Raw genomic sequence first — 24,935 nt, forward strand, 5'->3', positions numbered from 1 at the left:
AATTCGCCGCGCTGGCTCCGCAGTGGGCCCGTCTGTACGGGCGGTGTGCCGCCGCGACCCCGTTCCAGAGCCACTCCTGGCTGCACTCGTGGTGGCTGTCGTACGGCAGGCCGGGCCGGCTGCGGCTGCTGCTGGTCCGCTCCGGCGGTGAACTGCTCGCCGCCGCGCCCCTGATGCTGGTCCGGCGTCCGCTGCCCGCCCTGGTGCCACTCGGCGGGGCCATCTCCGACTTCGGGGACGTCCTCGTCGACGACCGCGACGCCGGCCGCGGCGGCCCGGCGCTCGCCGCGCTCACCGGGGCCCTCGCGGAGGCGGCGCGCACGGCGCTGATCGACTTCCGCGAGGTGCGGCCGGGCGCCGCGGTCGAACGGGTCTACGACACCTGGCACGGCCCCCGCCACACCCTGCCGGACTCGCTGTGCCTGGAACTGCCCGCCGTGTCCATGGCCGACCTGGTCGCCCGGCTGCCGTCGAACAAGGCCCAGCGGGTGCGGGCCAAGCTGCGCAAGCTGGAGGCGCTGAGCGTCGAGCGGAGGGTGGCCGGGCCCGAGGAGGTGGAGGCGGCCCTGCGGCGGCTGCTGGAACTGCACCGGCTGCAGTGGGCGGACCGGAAGGTGACGACCGAGCACCTGCGGCCCCGGTTCCAGGAGCACCTGGTCCGTGCGGTCGGACCGATGGTCCGCGCCGGGAACGCGGTCGTCACCGAGTTCCTGATCGGCGACGAGGTGGTGGCCGTCGACCTGACCCTGCTGTCCCGGAGCCTGGCGGGCGGCTATCTGTACGGCGCCCACCCCGGGCTCCGGGAGCGCAGGGCGGACGTGGCCGTGATGCTGCTGGACGCGTGCGCCGAGAACGCGGCGCAGACCGGCGGCGGCCCGCCCCGGGTGCTGAGCCTGCTGCGCGGCGACGAGCCGTACAAGCACCACTGGCGCCCCGAACCGGTCGTGAGCCGGCGGCTGTTGCTGGCCCGGCGGCGCACCGCCCCGCTGCTGTCGGCCGCGCGGTGCGAAGCGGCCGCCCGGCAACGGGGCAAGGAGGTGCTGCACCGGTGGCGCGAACGCCGTCAGGACTAGCGCCCCGAGGAGCAGGCGCACCAGGGCCTGTCCGGCGGATCTTCGTGGAGCAGCCCGCGGCGTCTGGTGCGTGCTCTCGGCGTGCGCCCGGATCGCCCTCGTACTGGACGTACTTGGGTGATTCGAGCGTGCGGCGAGAGGGCGTGCCAGGCGTCGCGGGCCCACGAAGATCCGCCGGACAGGTCCTAGTCGTCGTGGGACCACCAGTCGACGCGGAAGCAGAGCTTGCCGCCGAGCCAGTACTCGACCCAGTCGCCGAGGTCCATCGGCGTGCAGTTCGCCGGGGGCTTCGGGGTGGGTGTCGGGGTCGGGGTGGCCGGCGCCGGCTTGGGTGTCGGCGTCGGAACGGGCGTGACCGTGACGGGCAGTTCGGTGCGGCCGTAGAGGGCGGACCGGTAGACCTGGGACGACCTGGGGTTCTGCGCGCAGGTCCAGACGCCGTGCGGGCAGTAGTCGGTCAGCGTGTTGTAGACCGGCTTGTGCGCGTCCATCCAGGCGAGCATGCGCCGCATGTACTCGGCGTTGTCACCGTTGCGGAAGAGCCCCCATTCCGGATAGGAGATGGGTTTTCCGTGGGCCTTCGCGAAGTCCACCTGCCGCTGGAGGCCGTACGGCTCTTTCACCTGTTCGTCGAACGACAGCCCCGTCGGCTGGTCGTAGGAATCCATGCCGATGATGTCGACCGTGTCGTCACCGGGGTAGCAGTCGGTCCAGGGGACGGCGTCCCGGCCCCGGCTCGGCGCGAAGTCGAACCGGAACTTCTGTCCCGGCACCGAACGCATCGTGGTGACGATCCGCCTCCAGTACGTCTTCCACGCCTCAGGGTCCGGTCCGCAGCGATGGGTGTACGTGGTGCCGTTCATCTCCCAGCCGAGCACGATCACCGTGTCCGGCACCTTCAGGTCCACCAGCCGCTGGGCCAGGGTGCGGAAGTGCTGGTCGAAGTCCCCGGCGGCGCCCTGCCCAAGCAGCATGCGGACCTGGTCGTCGGGGACGTCGTCCTCGTTGCGTTCCTGCATGGGCACGTTGAGCACCAGCATCCGGTCGGCCTTCTCGCGCCGCCAGTGCGCCCAGACGTCCAGGAAGCCGGGCGCTCCCTCGATGTCGCGCCAGCGATTGCCGGGCAGATAGGTGTGCGCGACCTTCAGCTCGGTGCCACCCAGCCAGTGGCTCAGCTGGACCATCCGGGTCACGCCGAGCGGACCGGAGTCGAGGAAGGCGCCGAAGGGCGGGAGTGCCTTCTCGGCGGGGGCCTGAGTCGTGGGAGCCTGGGTCGTCGTGGCCGCCGCGCCCGACGGCGTCGCGGCCGGTACCGGGGCGGCCTGGGCCGCCGGTGTCGGTGTCGGCGTGGGAGCGGGGCCGGTGGCCGGCTCCGCGCTCACGGCGAATCCGGGGCCGATCGCCAGCGCGGCCGTCGCGACGACCGCCGCGACCACCACCGCCGACCGCCCGGACCGGGCCCCGCGCTGTCGTGTCGCCATTCCCGCTCCCTTCTCCACTCACCTTTCGACATTCCGGTTCATACCGGCTACTGACACTCAGTCATATCAATATGAATTCCGCCAGCGCGGTTGCCGCTTTCGGGTCCCCCGAGGGCCCGCGCGAGTGAAGAGAGCGAGCAGTCGCTGATGGACGACCTGCTGGTGGTGGGGGCCGGCCCGTACGGCCTGTCCATCGCGTCGCATGCGGCAGCTGCCGGGCTGAACGCCCGTGTCTACGGGCGCCCCATGGCGACCTGGCGCGACCACATGCCCCCGGGCATGTTCCTGACGTCGGAGCCCTGGGCGTCCAACCTGTCCGACCCGGAGAGCCGTTGGCGGCTCGACGTGTTCTGCGCGTTCCGGGGCCTCACCGCCCGGCACGGCGAGCCGCTCCCGCTGGAGGTGTTCGCCGAGTACGGCACGTGGTTCGCCCGGAACGCGGTACCGGTGCTCGACGAGCGGACCGTGACCCGGGTGTCGCCCCGCGCGGGCGGCTTCGAGGTCGTCACCGAGGACGGGCGGTCACGGGCCGCGCGGACGGTCGCGCTGGCCGTGGGCGTGCTGCCGTTCGCTCAGATCCCGGCGGCGCTGAAGGGCCTGCCGCCCGCGCTGGTCTCGCACAGCGGTGATCATGCCCGCCTCGGCTGCTTCCGCGGCCAGGACGTCACGGTGGTCGGCGCCGGTCAGTCGGCCCTGGAGACGGCCGCGCTCCTCGCCGAACAGGGCACCCGGGTACGGCTGCTGGCGCGGGCCGGCCGCTTGCGCTGGGACGATGTGCCCGCGCCTCTGGAACGCCCCTGGTGGCGCGCGGCCCGCTCCCCGCACAGCGCACTGGGCCCCGGCTGGCTGAACCGGTTCCACGCGGAGCATCCCGGTCTCTACCGGCGCCTGCCCGAAGGGGCCCGCTCCCGTCTCGCGGCCACCACCTCCGGGCCGAGTGGCGCCTGGTGGCTTCGCGAGCGGGTGGAGCGGCGGGTGGAGGTGCTGCTCGGCCACGACGTCCTCGCCGCGTACGAGGTTCCGGGCGGCCTGCGCCTGAAGACGGCGTCCCGGAACGGGGGCGTACGCGTCCTGGACACCGGGCACGTCATCGCCGCGACCGGCTTCCGCGTCACCCGGGACCGGCTAGGGCCGCTCTCCCCCGGCCTGCGCGCACTGCTGGCCACGGCGGCCGACGGCGCGCCCGAGGCCGGCCCCGACTTCGAGTCGTCCTACCCCGGCCTGTTCCTGGCCGGTCCCGTCACGTGCGCCGGCTTCGGCCCGGCGATGCGCTCGGTCCAGGGCGCCGCGTTCACGGCGGCCACCCTGGTTCGAGGAGTACGCCGTCGCCTCCATACGGGGCCGGCGGGATGGCCCGTCCCACCGGCCCGGACGCGTGCGGCGCGGGACGTCCCGCACGCGGTGGAGGGCTGAGTGTGCGGCGTGGACCGGCTAGTGACGGGTGGCCCGCCGGCCCCGGCGGAACAGCATCACGCCGCCGGCGATCAGCGCGGCGCTCACCGCCGTGGTCGCCAGCATGGCCGGCCCCTGCCCACCGGTGTGCGCCATGCTCGGCGGCCGGGTGTGCTCGCCCCCACCGGGCGGCGGGGTGGTCTCTTCACCGCCGTAGGGAGGCGGGGTCTCCTCGCCGCCGTAGGGGGGCGGGGGCGTCTCCTCACCGCCGTACGGGGGCGGGCTGGTCTCCTCACCTCCGTACGGGGGCGGGGTGGTCACCTCACCGCCATAGGGGGGCGGCGGTGTGGACTCCTCGCCGCCGTACGGGGGCGGGGTCGTCTCCTCGCCGCCGTAGGGAGGCGGTGTGTCAGTGGCGCCACGCGAAGGCGGCGTCTGGGCGCCGGTTTCGTGGTGGTCGCCGTGTTCCGACTCGTCGGCGGAGCGAACGGGGCCACCGAGTCGGTCATGGTGCGCGCGGTCGCCACCGTTGTCACGCGGGCCCGCGGGTGCGTGGTAGCCGCCGTTCTCAGGCTCACCGGCCGGGGCGCGGTCGCCACCGTTCACCCGCCCGTCACCCTGGGCGCGGCCGCCCGTGGTCTCGGGCCGCTCACCCTGCGCCCGATCGGCAGTGGTGCCGCGGTCGCCGCCCTGCGCCAGGTCGCCACCACTCTGCGCACGGTCGCCGCTCTGCGCGTTGTCACCACCCTGCGCATTGTCACCACCCTGGGCGTTGTCCGCGACAGGCTCCCGCCGGTCGGGGGCGCGGCCGGTGCCATTCTCCGCCGAACCGGGCCGGTCTGCGGCGGAGTTGCCGCTGGCCGGGTTCGGCGCGGTGTTGGCGGCGGCGGAGTTGGTGCCGGTGTTCGCCGGCGCGACGGCCGGGGCAGGGGCCTGGGCGGCGGTGCCGGACACGGCGGCGGCCGGCGCCTGGGCGGCCCTGTGCGCGTCCGAGTCGGCGAGCGCGGGGTTGGCGTACAGGGACAGCACACCGGTCGCGGCAGCGGCGGCCGCGACCATGCCCCTTCTGAGGGTCTGTCGCATCGTTGTCTTCCTGCTCGGAGAAGTGGAAAGGCCGGCCCTGGAACACGGGATCGGGGGGATCGTCGGTCCAGGGCCGGCCGTCAGCCGGTGGGCTGGTGGTACAGCCGCGTCGTCAGTCGTTGACGCAGGGGTTGCCGAACGCCGGGTTCAGCGCGGCGATGACGTTGACCGTGTTGCCGCAGACGTTGACGGGGATGTGGACCGGGACCTGGACCACGTTGCCCGAGACGACACCCGGGGAGTTGACGGCGGCACCGTCGGCCCCGGCGTCGGCGAAGGCCGGGAGGGCCCCGCCCAGGGCGAGGATGGCGCCGGCGACGACAGCAGCGCTCTTCTTCATGAAAGTTCCCTTCTCCGCGGTCATGCCCCTATGACGGCCGAAACCGAGCGAGCACAGCTGGAACGGCTCGCACCATGACCGGCAGGCTGTAAAACGAGGGATAGACAAACGAAGAAACTGAGGAACGCGCGTCGCCTTGGAATTCACTCGAACGCCATCAGAGAATTGACATGATGGCGGAGTTTGCAAAGAAACGGTTCTGCGGAGACAAAGGTAAGCCGCCCGGACGGCGGTGCGTGTACCGGCACGCCGCCCGGACGGTGCTTCTGACGTCAGCTCAGCTGCTGACCTGGGCCTCCCCGTTGCCCGCCAGGACGGAGATACCTTCCAGGGCGTGGGGGTCAGCGAACCGACGCAGAGTTTGGTCGGCAACTCTGCACCAGCACGTGTCGCGAGCCCATTTTCCCCTTGATCACACTATTGCCACACACTTCCTGCTCGGCTCGTTGCCAAGCCGCACGATCCTTCTCCGCATCAACCCGGGATGCGCCGATTGGTTTCGGGGCGTCACCCGATCGGATCGTTGGGCGCCACGAGAAAGGTGGAAGGAAGGGACCGTCGCCGCCATCAGTTCCGCACCCCGTGTGGGCTGTTGGAGTGAATGCCAGCAACCCTTCCGGGTACGGGACAGTTGATCCGTGCGCTCCGAGGAACGGGGTTTCTCCAGAAAGGGAATTACACGTGATCAAGAAGGTTCTGGCCTCCGCAGCGGTAGCCGCCTGCGTCGTCGGCGTCTCGGCCGCGGCCGCCACGCCGGCCCTGGCCCTCGGTAACGACGGCGGCACGGCCACGATGAACGAGGGTGCCATCAAGGATGTGATGGGCAACTCCGCCACCTACGGCAACATGAGCCCGCAGCTGGCGCTCATCCAGGGCTCGTTCAACAAGCCGTGCATCGGCCTGCCCGCCAAGCTCAACGCCCAGTCGATTCTGGCGCTCGTCAACGTCGGTGTGCAGGACATCCCGATCATGTCCTCGCCGCAGAACCAGCAGTGCACCGAGAACTCCACCCAGGCCAAGGGCGACGACTCGCTCGCCCACGTCCTGGAGGACGTCTCCGCGCTGTCCACCGGCGCCGTCACCGAACCCGCCCCCGCCGAGTAACCAATCGGCCCTTCAAGCTCCGAGCTCCTCGGGCTCATGTCGACGGGCCGCCGACTTCTCGGCGGCCCGTCGGCCCGTCCCGATCGCCTCGTTACACCCCGGGACTCAGTGCACTGATCACACTGCACTGAGCCAAACGGGACAAAGGACGCAACCCGCACGATCCGCGGGTCGTTGACGATCACGCAACTCCTCCCCGGAGTCCGCCTTTCGAAAGGGAACGAACATGAAGAAGCTGTGGGCAACCGCGGCTGTCGCCGCCTCCGTTGCCGGCCTCGCTGGCGTGGCCGCCCCCCAGGCGCTTGCCATCGGAAACGACGGTGCCACGAACGCGCTCAACACCGGCGAGATCTCGGAGGCGTTCGGCAACTCGACCACGAGCGGCGATCTGTCCCCACAGCTCGGGGCGATCCAGGGTTCGCTGAACAAGCCGTGCGTGGGTCTGCCCGCAAAGGTCAACGGGCAGTCGATCCTGGCCGGCCTCAACGTCGGTGTGCAGGACATCCCGATCGCCTCCTCGCCGCAGAACCAGCAGTGCACCGAGAACTCCACCCAGGCCAAGGGCGACGACTCGCTGGCGGACGCCCTGAACGACCTCTCCCTGCTGTCCCGCACCGGGGTGGACAAGCTCTGAACGGAGCACTCCGCGGCGGCGGGGCACCGGTTCCTCCGGTGACCCGCCGCCGTCGTGTGTGCGCCTTTCGCGCTCAGCGCCGGTACAGCGCCTCGATGCGGTCCGCGTAGGCGGCGGTCACCGCGTGCCGCTTCACCTTCAGGGACGGTGTGAGCAAGCCGTTGTCCTCGGTGAACTCCCCCTCGACGAGAGCGAAGGCGCGGATGGACTCGGCGCGCGAGACGGCCTGGTTGGCGTAGTCGACGGCCTTCTGTACGGCGGCCCGCAGCCGGTCGTCCCGCACCAGCTCGGACATGGGCGTAGCGGCGGGCAGCCGGTGGACGGCGAGCCAGTGGGCGACGGCCTCCGGGTCGAGGGTGATCAGGGCTGCGACGAAGGGCCGGTTGTCGCCGACCACCACGCACTGGCCGATGGGCGCGCGGCTGCGCAACCGGTCCTCCAGCACGGCCGGGGAGACGTTCTTGCCGCCGGACGTGACGAGGATGTCCTTCTTGCGGCCGGTGATGGTGAGGTAGCCGTCGTCGTCGAGGGCGCCGAGGTCGCCGGTGGCGAACCAGCCGTCGGTGTGGACGGCCTTCGTGGCGGCCGGGTTCTTCCAGTACGACTCGAAGAGGATGCCGCCCTTGATCAGGACCTCGCCGTCGTCGGCGATGCGTACGGCGGCGCCGGGAACGGGCCGGCCGACCGTGCCGGGCCGGGGGCGGAGCGGGGGTACGACGGTGGCCGCGGCGGTGGTCTCGGTCAGGCCGTAGCCCTCGTAGACGAGGATGCCCGCGGCGTAGAAGAACAGGTTGAGGTCGCGGTCGAGCGGGGAGCCGCCGCTGACGGCGTACCGCATGCGGCCGCCCAGTTCCTTGCGGATGCGCCGGTAGACCAGCAGGTCGTACAGCGCCCAGGCCGCGTACAGGCCGGGACCGGGGCCCTTGCCGGTGCCGAGGAACTTCCTCAGGTGCGCCTCGCCGAAGCGGACGGCGATCCGCTCGGCGCGGTCGAAGGAGGCGCCGCGGCCGATCTTCTCGGCGGTCGCCCGCCCGGTGTCGTGGATCTTCTCGAAGAGGTACGGCACCCCGACGAGGAAGGTGGGCCGGAACTCCTTGAGCGCGGGCCGCAGTTCGTCGGGCTTGAGGCTGGGGAAGTGGCCGGTCTCGATGCGGGCCATCAGGCAGGCGATCTGCAGGGCGCGGCCGAGGATGTGGGCGAGCGGCAGGAACAGCAGGGTGGAGGCGGCCTGGCTGGTGACCGCCTGGAACACCGGGTGCAGCAGTTCGACGGTGTTGGCGGCCTCGGTGTGCAGGTTGGCGTGGGTGAGAACGCAGCCCTTGGGCTGTCCGGTGGTGCCGGAGGTGTAGCAGACGGTGGCGATGGTGCCCGGAGTGAGGGCGGCGCGGCGTTCGGTCACCTCCTCGTCGGTGAGGTGGCGGCCGAGCGCGGCCAGTTCGGCGAGGGCGCCCTCCGAACCCGGGGCGCCCGGTGCCGGTGTGATCTGCCACAGGCGGGGCGGTTCCGGGTGGCCGGCGGTGCCGGTGATGACGGTGGCGGCGTTCTCCGCGGTCTCGGTGACGACGTGGCGGGCGCCGGAGTCGCGGACGATCCACTCCACCTGCTCGGCGGAGGAGGTGGGGTAGACGGGCACGGTCTGGCCGCCGGCCGCCCAGATGGCGAAGTCCAGGACGGTCCACTCGTAGCGGGTGCGGCACATCACGGCGACCCGGCCGCCCGGTTGGAGTCCGGCGGCGATGAGCCCCTTGGCCACGGCGGTGACCTCGGCGGCGAAGGCGGCCGCGGTGACCGGGCGCCAGCCGTCCGCGGTGCGGCGGCGCAGCAGTACGGCGTCCGGGGTCTCGGCGGCGTGCGCGAACGGCAGGTCGGCCAGGGAGCCGGTGGTGAGGGGCTGCGCCAGGGGCGCGGCGCGCACCTCGCGCACGGTGCCGCCGGTGTCCCGGAGGATCTCGGGCGCGCCCCGGTCAGCCAGGTCCGTGCGCCTTCGTGCCCGTTTGAGGTCCTTGCGTACGCCCATGACGGCTCCCCGTGCGGCTGAGGCGAAGGTGCTTACCGCCGGGTCAACTTACTCGCAAGTAAGGAGACGTCAATGGGGCATGACGGCTAGGGCCTGTCCGGCGGATCTTCGTGGAGCAGCCCGCGGCGTCCGGTGCGTGCTCTCGGCGTGCGCCCGGATCGCCCTCGTAGTGGACGTACTCGGGTGATTCGGGCGTGCGGCGAGAGGGCGTGCCAGGCGTCGCGGGCCCACGAAGATCCGCCGGACAGGCCCTAGGAGACGATGTCCTTGCGGGCGAAGCCCCGGAACGCCAGGGCGATCAGGACGACGGCGTACGTCACCGAGACCGCCGTGCCCTGGATCATGCCGGACCACTCGGGGTGCGGCTGGACGGCGTCGGCCCAGGCGAACTGCCAGTGCGCGGGCAGGAAGTCGCGCCAGTGGCCGAGGGCGGTGACGGCATCGAGGACGTTGCCGACGATGGTCAGGCCGACCGCGCCGCCGACCGCGCCGAGCGGGGCGTCCGTCCTCGTGGACAGCCAGAACGCGAAGCCGGCGGTGACCAGTTGGGACACGAAGACGTACGCCACCACGACCAGCAACCGCTGGGCCGCCGTACCGGAGTCGAGCGCACCGCCGGTGGGGATCTGCAGCGGCCCCCAGCCGTAGGCGGCCGTGCCGACGGCGAGGGCCACCACGGGGAGCAGGACCATCGCGGCGAGGCTGAGCCCGAGGCCGACGAGCAGCTTGGAGGCCAGCAGCCGGGCGCGGGGGACGGGCGCGGCGAGCAGGTAGCGCAGCGAGGACCAGCTCGCCTCGGAGGCGACGGTGTCCCCGCAGAAGAGGGCGACCGGGATCACCAGCAGGAAGCCGGCGGAGACGAACAGGTTCACGGCGGCGAAGTTGGCGCCGGACGCGGTGGCCGTGTCCATCAGCGTGACCTGGCCGTTGCGCGAGCCGGGGTCGCCGCCGACGGCGAAGGCGATCAGCAGCACGAAGGGCAGGGCGGCGAGGACGGCGCCCATGACCAGGGTGCGGCGCCGCTTGAGCTGCCGGACCAGCTCCACGCGGGGCGGCAGGGTGTGGCCGGCGCGGTAGCCGGAGGCGCCGGCGGTGTGCTCGGTGAGCGTGCTCATGCGGAGCCTCCGATCAGGGTGAGGAAGGCGTCCTCCAGGCGGCGGTGGGGGCCGACCGAGACGACGGGGACGTCGAGCCGGACGAGTTCGGCGACCAGGCGGGCGGCGCCGGTACCGGTGTCGAGGCGGACGAGGAGCCCGTCCTCGGCGCGCACGGCGGAGGCGACGCCGGGCAGCGCGGCCACCTTCTCCACGACCGGGTCGTCGACGGGGGTGCCGGTGCCGACGAGCAGGGTGTCGCCGGAGCCGATGATCTCTCCGACCGGTCCGGCCTGGACCAGCCGGCCGCGGTCCATGACGACGAGGTGGGTGCAGGACTGTTCGACCTCGGCGAGGAGGTGGCTGGAGACGATGACCGTACGGCCGCAGGCCGCGTAGCGGATCATCACCTCGCGCATCTCGCGGATCTGCGGCGGGTCGAGGCCGTTGGTGGGCTCGTCCAGTATGAGCAGGTCGGGCAGGCCCAGCATGGCCTGGGCGAGGGCGAGGCGCTGGCGCATGCCCTGGGAGTAGGTGCGCACCGCGCGGGCGAGCGCGTCGCCGAGGCCGGCGATCTCCAGGGCCTCGTCGAGGTGGGCGTCCTCGGCCGGGCGGCCGGTGGCCTTCCAGTACAGCTCCAGGTTCTCCCGGCCGGTCAGGTGCGGCAGGAAGCCGGCGCCCTCCACGAAGGCGCCCACGCGCGACAGGACGGGGGCACCGGGCCGGATCGCGTGCCCGAAGACGCGGATCTCGCCGTCGTCCGGGGTGATCAGGCCCATGAGCATGCGCAGGGTGGTGGTCTTGCCGGCGCCGTTGGGTCCGAGCAGGCCGAGGACCTGGCCCTTGTCCACACGGAAGGACAGCTCGCGCACCGCGTACCGGTCGCCGGTACGGGCGTAGCGCTTGCTGAGGCCGCTTATCCGCAGCGGGACGTCGGCGAGGCCGGCGTCGGGTGCGGGTGCCGCCGTGCGGCGGCGGCCGGTGACCAGCAGGGCGAGCGCGAGGACGGCGCCGCCGCCGGGCAGCCACCAGATCCAGGCGGGCAGCGGGGCGGCGGCGGTGCGGACGTTCGGGGCCGTCGGGACGCGCAGGTCGCCCTTGAGGGTGACGGTGTACGTCGCCGGGGCGGCCGGGGAGGCGTAGCCGAGGTCGGTGGAGGCGAGGACCAGGCGGAGCCGGTGGCCCTTCTGCACGTCGTGGTCGATCGCCGGGAGGGTGACGGTGACGTCCTTGCCGGACTGGGCGCCGGTGACCCGCAGGGGTGCGACGAGCTGCGAGGGCAGGACCTGCCGGGTGCCGCCGGGGCCGACGTCGTAGACCTTGCCGAAGAGGACGGCGTCGGCGGCGGTGGAGGTGAGGTGGACGGTGGCGGTCGGTGAGCCGGTGATCCGCAGGCCGTGGGTGAGAGGTGCGGAGTCGAACCTGGCGTACTGCCCGGGGAAGTCCAGGGAGACGCCGATGCCGAGGGCGGAGAGCTGGGTGAGCCCGCCGGAGCCGCCGAGGCCGGGCAGCGCGGAGACGGCGGGCGGGCTGGCGCCGGCCGGGTTGGTGATGTGCTGGGTGCCGCCGGACAGGACGATGGACTTCTGGTGGCCGGACAGGCCGGGGTAGCGGTCTGCGCTCGCGCCGCGCAGCTGGGCGGCGCCGTCGGTGGAGTCGACGCCTCCGGTGCGGGTGATGCGGAAGGCGGGGCCGGTGTCGGCGCTCCTGTCGCCCTTGAGGTAGCGGTCGAACCAGGCCGCCGTCCGGGCCCGTACGCGGCCGGTCTCCAGGTCGCCGCCGTCGTGTCCGCCGGCGATCCAGTCGACGTCGACGGGGGCTCCGTTCGCGTGGATCGCCTTCTCGGCGGCGTCCGACTGGGCGAGGGGGAACAGGGAGTCGGTCTGGCCCTGCAGCAGCAGGGTGGGCACCTTGATGCGGTCGGCGACGGCGGACGGCGAGCGCTCCTGAAGGAGTTTCCGGGCGGCGGCGTCCGGCTTCCCGGACTCGGCGACCCGGTCGTACATCCGGCACAGCGCGGGCTCGAAGCGGGCGCAGCCGCCGCCGTTGTTGAAGAAGATCCCGGCCCACAGTTTCTTGAACACGCCGTTCGGGAAGAGGGCGTCGGCCAGGTTCCAGTAGGTGATGGCCGGGGCGATGGCGTCAATCCGATGATCGTATCCGGCGGCCAGCAGGGAGATCGCGCCGCCGTAGGAGCCTCCGGCGACGCCCACGCGCGGGTCGCCGGGCTTGTCGAGGCGGACCTGGGGCTGCTGGGCCAGCCAGTCGATGAGGCGGGAGACGTCGGCGACCTCGTGCTTCGGGTCGTTGAGGCCGATCTTCCCCGTCGACCTGCCGAAGCCGCGCGCGGACCAGGTCAGCACCGCGTATCCGTCGCGGGCGAGGTCCTCGGCCTGCTGCCGCATGTCGTCCTTGCTGCCGCCGAAGCCGTGCGCCAGCAGGACGGCGGGGCGGCGGCCGGCCGTGGGGGTGGTGAAGTACGAGGTGTCGACGCGCGCGCCGTCCATGGCCATCACCCGGTCGGTGCGGTGGACGGGAGGCGGGTCGTCGGAGGCGACGGCGGCCGTCCAGGTTCCGGCGCCGGCGAGCACCACGACGGCGGCCGCAGCGGTCAGCAGCCGCCGCGGCCCCCTCAGCAGGCCCCGCGGCACGCGCACTCGAAGATCCATGCATCAACGGTACGGGCAGCCACCGACACCGCATGCGGCCCGGGGGTGAACCCCCGGCCCTCCCTCGGCGGTAAGGGCGCGCTCCGGCCTGTCCAAGGGTGGTATCAAGGCGCGATGGGCTCTCATGACATCCGCCGCGCCGCGACCGTCGCCGAACTCGTCGCGGCCGGACACCTCTTCGATCATCCGGTCCGCCCGGAGTGGGCCGAACGCTTCCTGACGACGGCCGGGCACCATCTGTTCCTCGCCCACGCGGCGGAGACGGACGGCCCGGTCGGATTCGTGAGCGGTGTGGAGACCCTTCACCCCGACAAGGGCGCAGAGATGTTCCTGTACGAACTCGCGGTCGCGGAGCCGTACCGTCGCCGGGGGATCGGGCGGGCGCTGGTGCTGGAGCTCGCCCGGCTGGCCCGCGAGCGGGGCTGCTACGGGATGTGGGTGGGTGTGGAGCACGGGAACGACGTCGCCCTTGCCGCCTATCGCAGTGCGGGCGGCAAGGACGACGGACCGTGCTCGGTGCTGGTGTGGGAGTTCGAGTGAACCCTCAGGCCTGGGCGTCCTCCGGGATGGAGACCAGCCAGCGGGTTTCGCGGCGGGGGCGGAGGTAGAGCGCCCAGTAGAGGGTGGCTACCGCGGTGATGCCGCCGGTCCACCAGAGGTAGGTGGCCTCCTGCTGGGTGAGGATGTAGGTGAGGACGACGATCAGCAGGATCGGCATCGCGGGCCACAGGGGCATCCGCCAGGCGGGCGTGCGCTTGTGGGAGCCGCGGCGGCACAGCAGGGCGGCGATCGCGACCAGCAGGTACATGCCGGTCACCGAGACGCCCGTGACGCCGTACAGGGTGTCCAGGTTGACGAAGCAGAGCAGCGCGCCGGGGACGCCGACGGCGAGGGTGGCGACCCAGGGGGAGCCGAAGCGGCCGAGCTTGGAGAAGACGTTGTTGACCGGCTCGGGCCAGGCCTTGTCGCGGGCGGAGGCGAACAGCACGCGGGAGTTCTGGATGACCATGACGATGCCCGCGTTGATGATCGCGAGGGCCACGCAGAGGCTGACGAACGTGCCGACCGCGCTGTTGGACCAGGCGGTGACCATGGAGCTGAGGTCGCCGTTGGTCAGCTCCTTGATGTCGGAGGCGCCCATGGTGATGGCGACGACCGGCACGAGGATGACCACGGAGGAGATCGCGAGGGTGGCGAGGACCGTGCGGGCGACGTTGCGGCGCGGGTTCTCCAGCTCCTCGGAGAGGTAGACGGCGGTCGAGAAGCCCTGGGTGGCGAAGAGGGCGATGGCGAGGCCGGAGATGACGAGCATGGCGGTCACGGTGTCCGTGTGGCCGTGCGCGCCGCTCACCTGCATGGAGACCAGACTGCCGGCGCCGCGGTGGCTGTGCGTGAAGCCCAGCAGGGCGACGACACCGGCGGCGATGACCTCCAGGACCAGAAAGATGCCGGTGATCCAGGCGTTGGCGCGCAGGTCGAGCAGGCCGGCGAGGGTGGCGAGCAGCATCACGCCGGCGCCGGTCGCCGCCGGATCGAGGTGCACGAGGGGCGCCAGGTAGTCGGCCGTGCCCATCGCGATCACCGGCGGCACGATCATGACGACCAGCAGGGAGAGTACGAAGACCAGCCAGCCCGCGAGCCGCCCGGCCATCGTGGAGACCATGGCGTACTCGCCGCCGGCGCTGGGGATGAGCGTGCCCAGTTCCGAGTAGCAGAACGCCACGGCTATACAGAGGAGGGAGCCGATGGCGATCGTGAGGGCGGTCGCGGTGCCGAGGGAGCCGAACAGGTCGGGGACCACCACGAAGAGGGTGGAGGCCGGGGTGACGCAGGACAGCGTGAGCAGGGTGCCGCCGACGACGCCGATGGAGCGCTTGAGCGTCTTGGGACTGCCGGGGGCCTCGGTGAGCCCGGTCTCGACAGGGCAGAGCGTGTCGGTCATGCGTCAGGGTCCGATCGGCTGGTGAGGGTGAGGATGGGGTCGGGAGCGCTATCGCCTCCGGCGGCTCGTCGTACGTTCGTGTCGTCCGCTCCCGGCAGCCTTAGGGAACCCCGACGAAAACCATCGCGTCAATGGCCGTTTACCTTCGAAATCCGCAGCTTGCCCACCCTGTCGAGCGCAGCACTTTCCCAGGCGTCCCAATCCAATTTGCGCATCCACCAATCCGTTGCGAGAACTGACCTTGCTTTCAAAGGCAAGGCGAGCGCATCGCCTTCGTCATCCGTTTCATCCCCCAAAACGGGAACCGCAGGCGGGTCCGCCAAAAAATCTCAGGCCGTCCGGAATCCGGACGGCCTGAGGGGGAGGCGCGCGGGTACTGCGGGGCGGCTCAGTGGTTGCGCGGGAAGCCCAGGTCGACGCCCGCCGGGGCGTCCGCCGGGTCGGGCCAGCGGGTCGTGACGACCTTGCCGCGGGTGTAGAAGTGCGTGCCGTCGTTGCCGTAGATGTGGTGGTCGCCGAAGAGGGAGTCCTTCCAGCCGCCGAAGGAGTGGTAGCCCACCGGCACCGGGATCGGGACGTTCACGCCGACCATGCCGGCCTCGATCTCCAGCTGGAAGCGGCGGGCGGCGCCGCCGTCCCGGGTGAAGATCGCGGTGCCGTTGCCGAACGGCGAGGCGTTCATCAGCGCCACGCCCTCCTCGTACGTGTCCACGCGCAGCACGCACAGCACCGGGCCGAAGATCTCGTCCTGGTAGGCCTTCGCGGTGACCGGCACCCGGTCCAGCAGGGACAGGCCGATCCAGTGGCCGTCCCCGTAGCCCTCCACCGTGTAGCCGGTGCCGTCCAGGACCACCTCGCAGCCCTCGTCGGCCGCGCCCTTCACATAGGAGGCGACCTTGTCGCGGTGGGCCGCGGTGATCAGCGGGCCCATCTCGGAGGCCGGGTCGCTGCCGGGGCCGATCTTGATCTTCTCGGCCCGCTCGCGGATCTTCTCCACCAGCGTGTCGCCGATGGAGCCGACCGCCACGATCGCCGAGATCGCCATACAGCGCTCGCCGGCCGAGCCGTAGGCCGCGCTCACGGCCGCGTCGGCCGCCGCGTCCAGGTCGGCGTCCGGCAGGACCAGCATGTGGTTCTTGGCGCCGCCGAGCGCCTGCACCCGCTTGCCGTGCGCGGAGGCGGTGGTGTGGATGTAGCGGGCGATCGGCGTGGAGCCGACGAAGGAGACCGCCTTGACGTCCGGGTGCTCCAGCAGCCGGTCGACAGCCACCTTGTCGCCCTGGACGACGTTGAACACACCGTCGGGCAGCCCGGCCTCGCTCAGCAGCTCACCGAGCTTCACCGAGGCCGACGGGTCCTTCTCGCTCGGCTTCAGCACGAAGGTGTTGCCGCACGCGATGGCGATCGGGAACATCCACAGCGGGACCATCGCCGGGAAGTTGAACGGCGTGATGCCGGCGACGACACCGAGCGGCTGCCGGATGGAGGAGACGTCCACACGCGTGGCGACCTCCGTGGACAGCTCGCCCTTGAGCTGCACGTTGATGCCGCACGCGAGGTCGACGATCTCCAGGCCGCGCGCGACCTCGCCGAGGGCGTCGGAGTGCACCTTGCCGTGCTCGGCGGTGATCAGCTCGGCGATCTCGTCACGGTGGGCGTCCAGCAGCGCGCGGAAGCGGAACAGCACCTCCGTGCGCCTGGCCAGCGAGGTCCGGCTCCAGGAGGCGTAGGCGTCCTTGGCGGAGGCGACCGCTGTGTCCACCTCCTCGACGGAGGCGAAGGCGACCTTCGTGGTGACCGCGCCGGTCGCCGGGTCCGTGACCGGCCCGTACGAACCCGACGCGCCTTCGGCGGTCTTGCCGCCGATCCAGTGGTTGACGATCTTCGTCATGCCCAGATACTCCTTGCTCACAGATGGCGGCGTCGGGTCGAGACGTGCCGTTCGTACAGCTCACGGGCCTTGACCGCGGACGACCGTGTCGCGGTCTCGGCCACAGGAACATCCCACCAGGCCTGCGCTTCGGGCGCGCCCGACACAGTGTCGGACGTTTCGGTCTCCACGTAGACACATGTGGGAGTGTCGGCGGCCCGCGCCTCGGCGAGTGCCGCGCGCAGGTCCCCGACGGTCTTCGCGCGCAGCACGCGCATGCCGAGGCTGGCCGCGTTGGCGGCCAGGTCGACGGGCAGCGTTGCCCCGGTGAAGGTGCCGTCCGCCGAGGTGTAGCGGTACGCCGTGCCGAACCGCTCGCCGCCGACCGACTCCGACAGTCCGCCGATGGAGGCGTACCCGTGGTTCTGCACCAGCAGGACCTTGATCGCGACGCCCTCCTGTACGGCGGTCACGATCTCCGTCGGCATCATCAGGTACGTGCCGTCGCCGACCAGCGCCCACACGGGCCGGTCCGGCGCGGCGAGCTTCACTCCGACGGCGGCCGGGATCTCGTAGCCCATGCAGGAGTAGCCGTACTCCAGGTGGTACTGGTCCCGGGAGCGGGCCCGCCACAGCTTGTGCAGGTCGCCGGGGAGGGAGCCGGCCGCGTTGACGATGATGTCGGAGTCGTCCACGATCGCGTCGAGGGCGCCGAGGACCTGCGGCTGGGAGGGCCGGACGTCGGGCTCGGCGGCCTCATAGCAAGCGTCCACGCGCTGCTCCCAGCGCTCCTTGTCCTCGGTGTACTCGCCGACGTAGGCGTCGGCGGCCCGGTGGCCGTGCGCCGCCAGGGCCTCGGTGAGCCGGTCCAGGCCGCTGCGAGCGTCGGCGACCAGCGGGAGCCCGGCCAGTTTGTGGCCGTCGTGGGGCGCGATGTTGAGGTTGAGGAAGCGGACGTCCGGGTTCTGGAAGAGGGTGCCGGAGGCGGTGGTGAAGTCGGTGTAGCGGGTGCCGACGCCGATCACCAGGTCGGCGGTGCGGGCCAGCTCGTCGGCGGTGGCGGTGCCGGTGTGGCCGATGCCGCCGATGTCCTGGGGGTGGTCGTGGCGCAGGGAGCCCTTGCCGGCCTGGGTGGAGGCGACCGGGATGCCGGTGGCGCCGGCGAACTCGGCGAGGGCCTGTTCGGCGCGGCTGTGGTGGACGCCGCCGCCGGCGATGACGAGGGGGCGGCGGGCGGCCCGGACCGCCCGGACGGCCTCGGCGAGTTCGGCGGGGTCCGCGCCCGGCCGCCGTACGGTCCACACGCGCGGAGCGAAGAACTCCTCGGGCCAGTCGTACGCCTCGGCCTGCACGTCCTGCGGGAGCGCGAGGGTGACGGCGCCGGTCTCGACGGGGTCGGTGAGCACGCGCATCGCCTGGAGCGCGCCCGGGATCAGCGCCTCGGGGCGGGTGATCCGGTCGAAGTACCTCGACACCGGGCGCAGGGTGTCGTTCACGGAGACGTCGCCCGCATACGGCACCTCCAGCTGCTGGAGCACCGGGTCGGCGGGGCGGGTCGCGAACACGTCGCCGGGCAGCAGCAGGACCGGGAGGTGGTTGACGGTGGCCAGGGCGGCGCCGGTGACCAGGTTGGTGGCGCCGGGGCCGATGGAGGTGGTCACCGCGTGCGTGGACAGGCGGTTCGACTGGCGGGCGTAGCCGACCGCCGCGTGCACCATGGCCTGTTCGTTGCGGCCCTGGTGGTACGGCATGAGGGGGGGTGTGGGGGGTGTCCCCCCACTGGGCGCGGTGGCGTACTCGACGAGGGCCTGGCCGAGTCCGGCGACGTTGCCGTGTCCGAAGATGCCCCAGGTGGCGCTGATCAGCCGCTGCCGTTCGCCGTCGCGTTCGGTGTGCTGGACGGTGAGGAAGCGCAGCAGTGCCTGGGCGACGGTCAGCCGGATCGTCATCGGTAGCCCCCTGTGGTCTCGGTGTGGTCGGGGTGGAAGCGGATCCGCCACTCCCGGGTCTGCCCGGGGCCGGCCATGACGTTCAGGTAGTACATGGCGTGTCCGGGCTGGGCGATGGACGGGCCGTGCCAGCCGTCGGGGACGAGGACGGCGTCGCCGGAACGGACCTCGGCGAGGATGTCGGTGCCGCCCTCCCGCGAGGGGAACACCCGCTGGTAGCCGAGGCCGTTCGGGCCCTCGATCTCGAAGTAGTAGATCTCCTCCAGCTCGGACTCCTCGCCCGGCCGGTGCTCGTCGTGCTTGTGCGGCGGGTACGAGGACCAGTTGCCGCCGGGGGTGATCACCTCGACGGCGATCAGCTTGTCGCAGTCGAAGGCGTCGGCGGAGGCGAAGTTGCGCACCCGGCGGGCGCAGTTGCCGCTGCCGCGCTGCTCGACGGGAACCTCCGGCGCGGGGCCGTAGCGGGCGGGGAGTCGTCGCTCGCACTTCGCTCCTGCCAGGGCGAAGCGGCCTCCCGCGCCGGAGGCGATCTGGACCCGGGCGTCCCGGGGGGCGTACGCGAAGTCGGTCGCGGATGCGAACACGCTGGTGCGGCCCCGGAGTTGGAACTCTCCCGGCGGCGGTGACTGCCCTTCCTCCGTTCCGTCGACTCGCACGGTACATGCGCCTTCGAGCGGAAGCACGATCCACTCGCTGTCACCGGTGGCGAACGTATGAGTACCCCCGGGAGCCAACTCCACGACGCGCAGGCTGCTGTGGGTCCAGCCGGCCCGCTCGGGGCCGATGTCGACGGCGTACCGCTCGTTCGCGGTGGCGCCGCGGGGCAGGTACGGGTGGGTGGTGGTCATACGGGCGGCCCTCACAGCAGTCCTACGGCGGTGTCCACGGCGGCGGCCACGTCGCCGTCCGCCGGGTACAGCAGCGAGCGGCCGACGACCAGGCCGCGCACGGTGGGGAGTCGGAGCGCTCCACGCCACTTCTCGTAGGCGGCGTCCTGGTCCTCGGGGGAGTCCCCTATGTCGCCGCCGAGCAGCACGGCCGGCAGGGTGGAGGTCTCCATCACCCGGGCCATGTCGTCGGGGTTCTCGGTGACCGGCACCTTCAGCCAGGTGTAGGCGGAGGAGCCGCCGAGTCCGGAGGCGATGGCGATGGACGTGGTGACGGCCTCGGCGGACAGGTCGTTGCGCAGCTTCCCGTCGGGGCCGCGGTGGCTGAGGAACGGTTCGACGAAGACGGGCAGCCGGCGCGCGGCCATGTCGTCGATGGCGCGGGCGGTGGACTCCAGGGTGGTCAGGGAACCGGGGTCGTCGTAGTCGACGCGGAGCAGCAGTTTCCCCGCGTCGAAGCCGAGGCGCTGGAGGTCGGCGGGGCGGTGGCCGGTGAAGCGGTCGTCCAGTTCGAAGCGGGCGCCCCGCAGTCCGCCGCGGTTCATGGAGCCCATGACGACCTTGTGGTCGAGGGCGCCGAGGAGCAGCAGGTCGTCGAGGATGTCGGCGGTGGCGAGGACGCCGTCGACGCCGGACCGGGACAGTGCCAGGCACAGCCGCTCCAGCAGGCCGGCCCGGTTGGCCATGGCGAACCCGCGGTCGCCGACGCCAAGGGCGCCGCGGGCGGGGTGGTCGGCGGCGACGATCATCAGGCGACCGCTCGCGCCGAGCAGCGGCCGACGCGTTCGGCGGGCGGCGGCCTCGGCGATGGCCTCGGGGTGGTGGGTGCGGATGCGGACGAGTTCGGCGACGTCCACGCGCGCGTGCCGGACGCCGTCCCCGCCCTGGCGGTGCGTGCCCGCGACCTTGCCGGCCCTCACCGGACCGCTCCGGCGTCGAGCGCGGCGGCCACCTCGTCGGGGGTGGGCATCGCGGAGGAGCACTCCAGCCGGGAGGCGACGATGGCGCCGGCCGCGTTGGCGTGCCGCATGACGGTCTCCAGGTCCCAGCCCGCCAGCAGGCCGTGGCAGAGGGAGCCGCCGAAGGCGTCGCCCGCGCCGAGCCCGTTGAGGACGGTGACGGGCAGCGGGGGGACCTCTGCCGAGTCGCCGTCCCGGTGGACGGCGAGGACGCCCTTGGGTCCCTGTTTGACGACGGCGAGTTCGACGCCGGCGTCCAGCAGCGCGCGGGCCGCCGCGTGCGGCTCGCGGACCCCGGTGGCGACCTCCACCTCGTCGAGGTTGCCGACGGCGACGGTGGTGTGGCGCAGGGCCTCGGCGTAGAAGGGGCGGGCCTCGTCCGGGTCGGACCAGAACATGGCACGCCAGTCGAGGTCGAAGACCGTGATTCCGGCCTTGGGGCGGTGGGCGAGGGCGGCGAGGGTCGCCGTCCGGCTGGGCTCCTCGCTCAGGCCGGTACCGGTGACCCAGAAGACACCGGCCTCGCGGACGGCGTCCAGGTCCAGGTCGCCGACGTCGATCTCCAGGTCGGGCGCCTTGGGCTGCCGGTAGAAGTACAGCGGGAAGTCGTCCGGCGGGAAGACCTCGCAGACGGTGACCGGGGTGGGCAGTCCGGGGACCGGGGTGACCCAGCGGTCGTCGACGCCGAAGCCGCGCAGGGCCTCGTGCAGATAGTCACCGAAGGCGTCGGCCCCGGTGCGGGTGATCACGGCGGTGCTCCGGCCCAGGCGGGCGGCGGCCACCGCGACGTTCGTGGCCGACCCTCCCAGGAACTTGCCGAAGGTCGACACCTGCGCGAGTGGGACGCCGGTCTGCAGCGGGTACAGGTCCACTCCGATCCGCCCCATGGTGATCAGGTCGTACGCCATCGGCTTCCCTTCGTTATGGCTCTCCCCCGGTTTCTAGTCCTGCCCTCACCACCCTGTCAATATTTTGTCCAGACATTCGGACCAGCCCTTGACACCGTTCTCCGCCGGACCGCACGCTGACGGCCATGACGTCGATGCCGCCTTCCTCCTCACTGTCCCGTATCCGGATCGGATCGGCGCCCGACTCCTGGGGCGTCTGGTTCCCCGACGATCTCCGCCAGGTGCCGTGGCAGCGCTTCCTCGACGAGGTGGCCGCCTCGGGCTACGAGTGGATCGAGCTCGGCCCGTACGGCTACCTCCCGAGCGATCCGGCCGTCCTGGCCGACGAGACCGCCCGCCGGGGCCTGAAGGTGTCGGCCGGCACGGTGTTCACGGGCCTGCACCACGGTCCGGCCGTCTGGGAGGAGACCTGGGCGCATGTCAGTGACATCGCCGCGCTGACGCAGGCGATGGGCGCCCGCCACCTCGTCGTCATCCCGTCCTTCTGGCGGGACGACAAGACCGGCCGGGTGCTGGAGCCCTCCGAACTGACCGCCGCGCAGTGGCGCGACCTCACCTCGCAGACCGAACGCCTCGGCCGTGAGGTGCGCGAGCGCTACGGCCTGACGATCGTCGTCCACCCGCACGCCGACACCCACATCGACAGCGAGGAGAACGTCACCCGCTTCCTCGACGGCACCGACTCCGAGTCGGTCTCGCTGTGCCTGGACACGGGGCACTACGCCTACTGCGGCGGCGACAGCGTCAAGCTGATCGAGACCTACGGCGAGCGGATCGGCTATCTGCACCTCAAGCAGGTCGACCCGGAGATCCTGGCCGACGTGCGGGCCAACGGCACCCCGTTCGGGCCGGCGGTCGCACAGGGCGTGATGTGCGAGCCGCCCGGCGGCGTGCCCGCGCTGGGCCCTGTCCTGGAGGCGGCGCAGCGGCTGGACACCGACCTGTTCGCGATCGTCGAGCAGGACATGTACCCGTGCGAGCCGGACAGGCCGCTGCCGATCGCCCGGCGCACGCGCGCGTTCCTGCGGTCCTGCGGGGCGTAGGCCCTGTAGTCGCCGCAAGTCGGCTTTCGGCTTTCGGCTTTCGGCTTTCGGCTTTTCGGCAGCGGCGTCACAAAATCGCCCCTCCTGTCACAGGTGTCACGTATACGCGGCTCCTGCGTCACACCCGGTCAACAGCCGCTTCCCGACGGTCACTCAGCGTCGTTCACCGGGCAACAGCGTGGTGATCGCCAGCGCAGCGCCCGGCCCCCCGACGGCCACCCCCCCGGCCGCCGCCGCGGCGCGCGCGGGGAGGTGCAACCGATGACCGACCGAAGGCTCTGGTCGTACAAGGAGATCGCGGCACACATCAAGGTGCAGCCGGACACCGTTCGGTCCTACCGCAAGCACGGCCTGCTGCCCCCACCCGACCACGTCGAATCCGGCAAGCCGTACTGGTACGCCGACACGGTCCGAGCGTGGGTGGCCTCCCGGCCGGGCAACAGGGGGCGCAGATAGCCATGGCCGAGTCTCCGCGCCCCTTTTGGGGGGCGCGGGGCTCTGTCGATATGCGGCTCCGCCGCGCGGGCACGAGAACCCCCACCGGCCGGCACTCGACACACTCGCCGAGCCCGCCCTCCCCTACTCCCAGTCCCACCCCACCCCCACATGCCCGGGCCGAACCGCAGGTTCCATCACGTGCACCGTCCCGTACGCGTTCAGCGTCAGGTCGGCGACGTACTCCGGCGGCACCTGCGCAGAAGGCCGACCGAACCGCCGGCACCGCACCGGCAGGGCCGCCCGGTCGAAGGCGATCTGCAGCGCGTAACTGCCCCCGGCGTACGTGAACCCGCGGAAGTACTCGTTGCTCGGCTCGCCCGTGCCGTCCTCGAAGCGGTACCGCAGCACCGCCGTCTCCCCCACCGCCAGCCGCGCGTCGAACAGCAGCTCCGCCACGACCACCCCGGCGTCCGGCGCCCGCCGCACCCGGCCGACCCGGCAGCTGTCCAGGCCCAGCACGCGGACCGCCCCGGTGTCGGAGCCCCGTTCGCCGCAGTGGATCGCCACGTACCGGTCGATGCCGTCCCGGTGGGCCCGTACCACGTGCTGGGCCTCCCGCGCGGCGAGCCGTCGCCGGGCGTCGATCTCCACCCGCTCGTACTGCAGCACGGTGTGCAGCCCGACGTCGCGGGGTGCCTCCAGCTCGGCGAGCAGCCGCTCCACGGCCGAGCCCGGACCGACGAGCACACGGAACGGCCGGCCCACCGGGTGGTCGGCGGCGGCGCGCGGGCCGAGCAGCCGGGTCAGGGAGTGCTCCGGCAGCTCCAGCACCTCCTCCAGGGCGCTCACCGCGCGCAGCGACTCGGGCCGGTCCGGCCGGCGGATACCGCGCTGCCAGTAGCTGAGGCTGGTCACACCGACGTGGATGCCGCGCTGGGCCAGCCGGTGCCGCACCCGGTGCAGAGCCAGACCGCGGGCGGCGAGCCCGGCCCGCAGCGCCTCCGGGAACGGGCCGGTACGCAGCGCCTCGGCGAGCCGCGCCTCGGCCGCCGCGCGGGAACCGGCGGCCGGGACGGGATGGGGCGCCCCGGTCCGGGGAACGGGTACGGCGGCGGGGCGGGAGGCGTCCCGTCCGTCGCTCGGCGTCTGCGCCATGCGCGCCCTACCCTCCGCGGCGTCACGCGTTCCGGCGCGACGTGAATGTTCACTTCCGGTACTGCGGCCGGGCTTGCCGCGGCGTGTCGCTACCAGCGGTAAAGCCTGTGCCGTTCACACCCGTACGCCCCTTGTTCACACCGGCGCCGAGCCCAGGATGGCGGACGTTGACCGTACACCGCCACTGGTTGAATGCTCATCCTCAAGCGTCCGGACGCGCTCCTCCGCCGAACCCCTCACAGGGAGGACCGCCCCATGTCTTCCACCACCCCACACCCGCCGCACCGCGGCCGCAGACGCGGGCTCGCCCTGGCCGGCTGCCTGCTCGCCGCCGCCCTGTCACTCGCCACGGGGAGCACGGCTTCCGCCGCCCCCGCCCCGCCCGCCGGCACCACCACCGCGTACGCCAGCGGCGGTGCCCAGCAGCTCGACATCAGCATGCAGTCGCAGCAGAAGACCAACTGGTGCTGGGCGGCCAGCGGCGCCACCATCGCCTCGTGGTTCGGCCACGACTACAGCCAGAACTCCTTCTGCGACGCGGCGTTCGGCTACAGCCAGGGCGTGAACTGCCCCAACAACCAGGCCACCCTCGGCGACGACCAGACGGCGTACGACTGGATGGGCCTGAACCCCGGCCGCTACATCCAGGGCCGGATCAGCTACAGCGGCCTGCAGAACGAGATCAACGCCGGCCGCCCGGTGCAGACCCGCATCCAGTGGAGCTCCGGCGGCGGCCACATGGAGGTGCTGTACGGCTACGACACCTCCAAGAGCTGGGTGTACTGGGGCGACCCGTGGCCCGACGACTACCGCTACAACTGGGCGACGTACAGCTACTACGCCGGCAACTCCGACTTCTCCTGGACCCACACGCTCTACGGAATAGGGGCGTGAGCG

The 24,935-nt window shown here is 72.1% G+C and carries 21 protein-coding genes; 8 read left to right on the plus strand and 13 right to left on the minus strand.

Annotated features, from left to right (window positions below):
- Positions 1 to 11 precede the first annotated feature (11 nt).
- Positions 12 to 1,073, plus strand: coding sequence for a GNAT family N-acetyltransferase (locus ABZ854_RS06785; protein ID WP_361205726.1), 1,062 nt, complete (start codon positions 12 to 14; stop codon positions 1,071 to 1,073).
- A 185-nt stretch (positions 1,074 to 1,258) separates the two neighbouring features.
- Here the strand turns inward: ABZ854_RS06785 and ABZ854_RS06790 are convergent, their stop codons facing one another.
- Positions 1,259 to 2,554: a glycosyl hydrolase gene (locus ABZ854_RS06790; protein ID WP_361205375.1), complete on the minus strand. Its 1,296-nt coding sequence runs from the start codon at positions 2,552 to 2,554 to the stop codon at positions 1,259 to 1,261.
- 147 nt (positions 2,555 to 2,701) lie between these two features.
- On the opposite strand from ABZ854_RS06790, the gene ABZ854_RS06795 reads away from it, so the two are divergent.
- On the plus strand, positions 2,702 to 3,967 hold the full coding sequence (locus ABZ854_RS06795) for an NAD(P)-binding domain-containing protein (protein ID WP_361205378.1): 1,266 nt from the start codon (positions 2,702 to 2,704) through the stop codon (positions 3,965 to 3,967).
- Positions 3,968 to 3,985: 18 nt separating this feature from the next.
- Here the strand turns inward: ABZ854_RS06795 and ABZ854_RS06800 are convergent, their stop codons facing one another.
- Positions 3,986 to 5,029: a hypothetical protein gene (locus ABZ854_RS06800; RefSeq protein ID WP_361205381.1), complete on the minus strand. Its 1,044-nt coding sequence runs from the start codon at positions 5,027 to 5,029 to the stop codon at positions 3,986 to 3,988.
- 112 nt (positions 5,030 to 5,141) lie between these two features.
- Positions 5,142 to 5,369, minus strand: a complete 228-nt coding sequence (locus ABZ854_RS06805) for a chaplin (protein ID WP_361205384.1) — start codon at positions 5,367 to 5,369, stop codon at positions 5,142 to 5,144.
- A gap of 681 nt (positions 5,370 to 6,050) precedes the next feature.
- Here ABZ854_RS06805 and ABZ854_RS06810 point away from each other — a divergent pair.
- Together ABZ854_RS06810 and ABZ854_RS06815 are read left to right on the plus strand one after the other, a co-directional pair.
- Positions 6,051 to 6,473 carry a rodlin gene (locus tag ABZ854_RS06810; RefSeq protein ID WP_361205387.1) on the plus strand — a complete coding sequence of 141 codons (423 nt, stop codon included), beginning with the start codon at positions 6,051 to 6,053 and terminating at the stop codon, positions 6,471 to 6,473.
- 226 nt (positions 6,474 to 6,699) lie between these two features.
- Positions 6,700 to 7,107: a rodlin gene (locus ABZ854_RS06815; RefSeq protein ID WP_361205390.1), complete on the plus strand. Its 408-nt coding sequence runs from the start codon at positions 6,700 to 6,702 to the stop codon at positions 7,105 to 7,107.
- A gap of 73 nt (positions 7,108 to 7,180) precedes the next feature.
- On the opposite strand, the gene ABZ854_RS06820 is transcribed toward ABZ854_RS06815, so the two are convergent.
- The 3 genes from ABZ854_RS06820 to ABZ854_RS06830 all read right to left on the minus strand — a co-directional run bounded on the left by ABZ854_RS06820 (position 7,181) and on the right by ABZ854_RS06830 (position 12,887).
- Positions 7,181 to 9,124, minus strand: a complete 1,944-nt coding sequence (locus ABZ854_RS06820; protein ID WP_361205393.1) for an AMP-binding protein — start codon at positions 9,122 to 9,124, stop codon at positions 7,181 to 7,183.
- A 251-nt stretch (positions 9,125 to 9,375) separates the two neighbouring features.
- Complete coding sequence (locus tag ABZ854_RS06825; protein ID WP_361205396.1) at positions 9,376 to 10,239, minus strand: ABC transporter permease; 864 nt, start codon at positions 10,237 to 10,239, stop codon at positions 9,376 to 9,378.
- Entirely contained in the window at positions 10,236 to 12,887 is a 2,652-nt protein-coding gene (locus ABZ854_RS06830; protein WP_361205399.1) for an alpha/beta fold hydrolase, read from the minus strand. Before ABZ854_RS06830 ends, ABZ854_RS06825 begins: the two co-directional genes overlap by 4 nt.
- A gap of 114 nt (positions 12,888 to 13,001) precedes the next feature.
- Here ABZ854_RS06830 and ABZ854_RS06835 point away from each other — a divergent pair, with 114 nt between their 5' ends.
- On the plus strand, positions 13,002 to 13,427 hold the full coding sequence (locus ABZ854_RS06835) for a GNAT family N-acetyltransferase (RefSeq protein ID WP_361205402.1): 426 nt from the start codon (positions 13,002 to 13,004) through the stop codon (positions 13,425 to 13,427).
- Between the two features lie 4 nt (positions 13,428 to 13,431).
- Here ABZ854_RS06835 and ABZ854_RS06840 read toward each other — a convergent pair whose 3' ends face one another.
- From ABZ854_RS06840 to iolC, 6 genes are all read right to left on the minus strand, one after another.
- Positions 13,432 to 14,829, minus strand: a complete 1,398-nt coding sequence (locus tag ABZ854_RS06840; protein WP_361205405.1) for an APC family permease — start codon at positions 14,827 to 14,829, stop codon at positions 13,432 to 13,434.
- 388 nt (positions 14,830 to 15,217) lie between these two features.
- Complete coding sequence (gene mmsA, locus ABZ854_RS06845; protein WP_361205408.1) at positions 15,218 to 16,720, minus strand: CoA-acylating methylmalonate-semialdehyde dehydrogenase; 1,503 nt, start codon at positions 16,718 to 16,720, stop codon at positions 15,218 to 15,220.
- Positions 16,721 to 16,737: 17 nt separating this feature from the next.
- The gene (gene iolD / locus ABZ854_RS06850; RefSeq protein ID WP_361205411.1) at positions 16,738 to 18,648 is read right to left on the minus strand and encodes a 3D-(3,5/4)-trihydroxycyclohexane-1,2-dione acylhydrolase (decyclizing); all 1,911 of its coding nucleotides are present in this window, start codon (positions 18,646 to 18,648) and stop codon (positions 16,738 to 16,740) included.
- On the minus strand, positions 18,645 to 19,496 hold the full coding sequence (gene iolB / locus ABZ854_RS06855) for a 5-deoxy-glucuronate isomerase (RefSeq protein ID WP_361205414.1): 852 nt from the start codon (positions 19,494 to 19,496) through the stop codon (positions 18,645 to 18,647). Before iolB ends, iolD begins: the two co-directional genes overlap by 4 nt.
- An 11-nt stretch (positions 19,497 to 19,507) precedes the next feature.
- A complete protein-coding gene (locus tag ABZ854_RS06860) occupies positions 19,508 to 20,392 on the minus strand; it encodes a deoxyribose-phosphate aldolase (protein WP_361205729.1) in 885 nt (294 codons plus the stop codon).
- Between the two features lie 59 nt (positions 20,393 to 20,451).
- Positions 20,452 to 21,402: a 5-dehydro-2-deoxygluconokinase gene (iolC, locus tag ABZ854_RS06865; protein WP_361205417.1), complete on the minus strand. Its 951-nt coding sequence runs from the start codon at positions 21,400 to 21,402 to the stop codon at positions 20,452 to 20,454.
- Positions 21,403 to 21,527: 125 nt separating this feature from the next.
- Between iolC and ABZ854_RS06870 the strand changes: the two genes are divergently transcribed.
- Both ABZ854_RS06870 and ABZ854_RS06875 read left to right on the plus strand, forming a co-directional pair.
- Positions 21,528 to 22,445 carry a sugar phosphate isomerase/epimerase gene (locus tag ABZ854_RS06870; protein WP_361205420.1) on the plus strand — a complete coding sequence of 306 codons (918 nt, stop codon included), beginning with the start codon at positions 21,528 to 21,530 and terminating at the stop codon, positions 22,443 to 22,445.
- Between the two features lie 261 nt (positions 22,446 to 22,706).
- Positions 22,707 to 22,901 carry a MerR family transcriptional regulator gene (locus ABZ854_RS06875; RefSeq protein ID WP_129309088.1) on the plus strand — a complete coding sequence of 65 codons (195 nt, stop codon included), beginning with the start codon at positions 22,707 to 22,709 and terminating at the stop codon, positions 22,899 to 22,901.
- Positions 22,902 to 23,024: 123 nt separating this feature from the next.
- On the opposite strand, the gene ABZ854_RS06880 is transcribed toward ABZ854_RS06875, so the two are convergent.
- Entirely contained in the window at positions 23,025 to 24,038 is a 1,014-nt protein-coding gene (locus ABZ854_RS06880; RefSeq protein WP_361205423.1) for a hypothetical protein, read from the minus strand.
- A 255-nt stretch (positions 24,039 to 24,293) separates the two neighbouring features.
- On the opposite strand from ABZ854_RS06880, the gene ABZ854_RS06885 reads away from it, so the two are divergent.
- Positions 24,294 to 24,932 (plus strand): papain-like cysteine protease family protein, encoded by a 639-nt coding sequence (locus ABZ854_RS06885; protein WP_361205426.1) that lies wholly within the window; start codon positions 24,294 to 24,296, stop codon positions 24,930 to 24,932.
- Positions 24,933 to 24,935: the final 3 nt, after the last annotated feature.

The organism is Streptomyces sp. NPDC047028 (assembly GCF_040644095.1).
GTDB lineage: Bacteria > Actinomycetota > Actinomycetes > Streptomycetales > Streptomycetaceae > Streptomyces.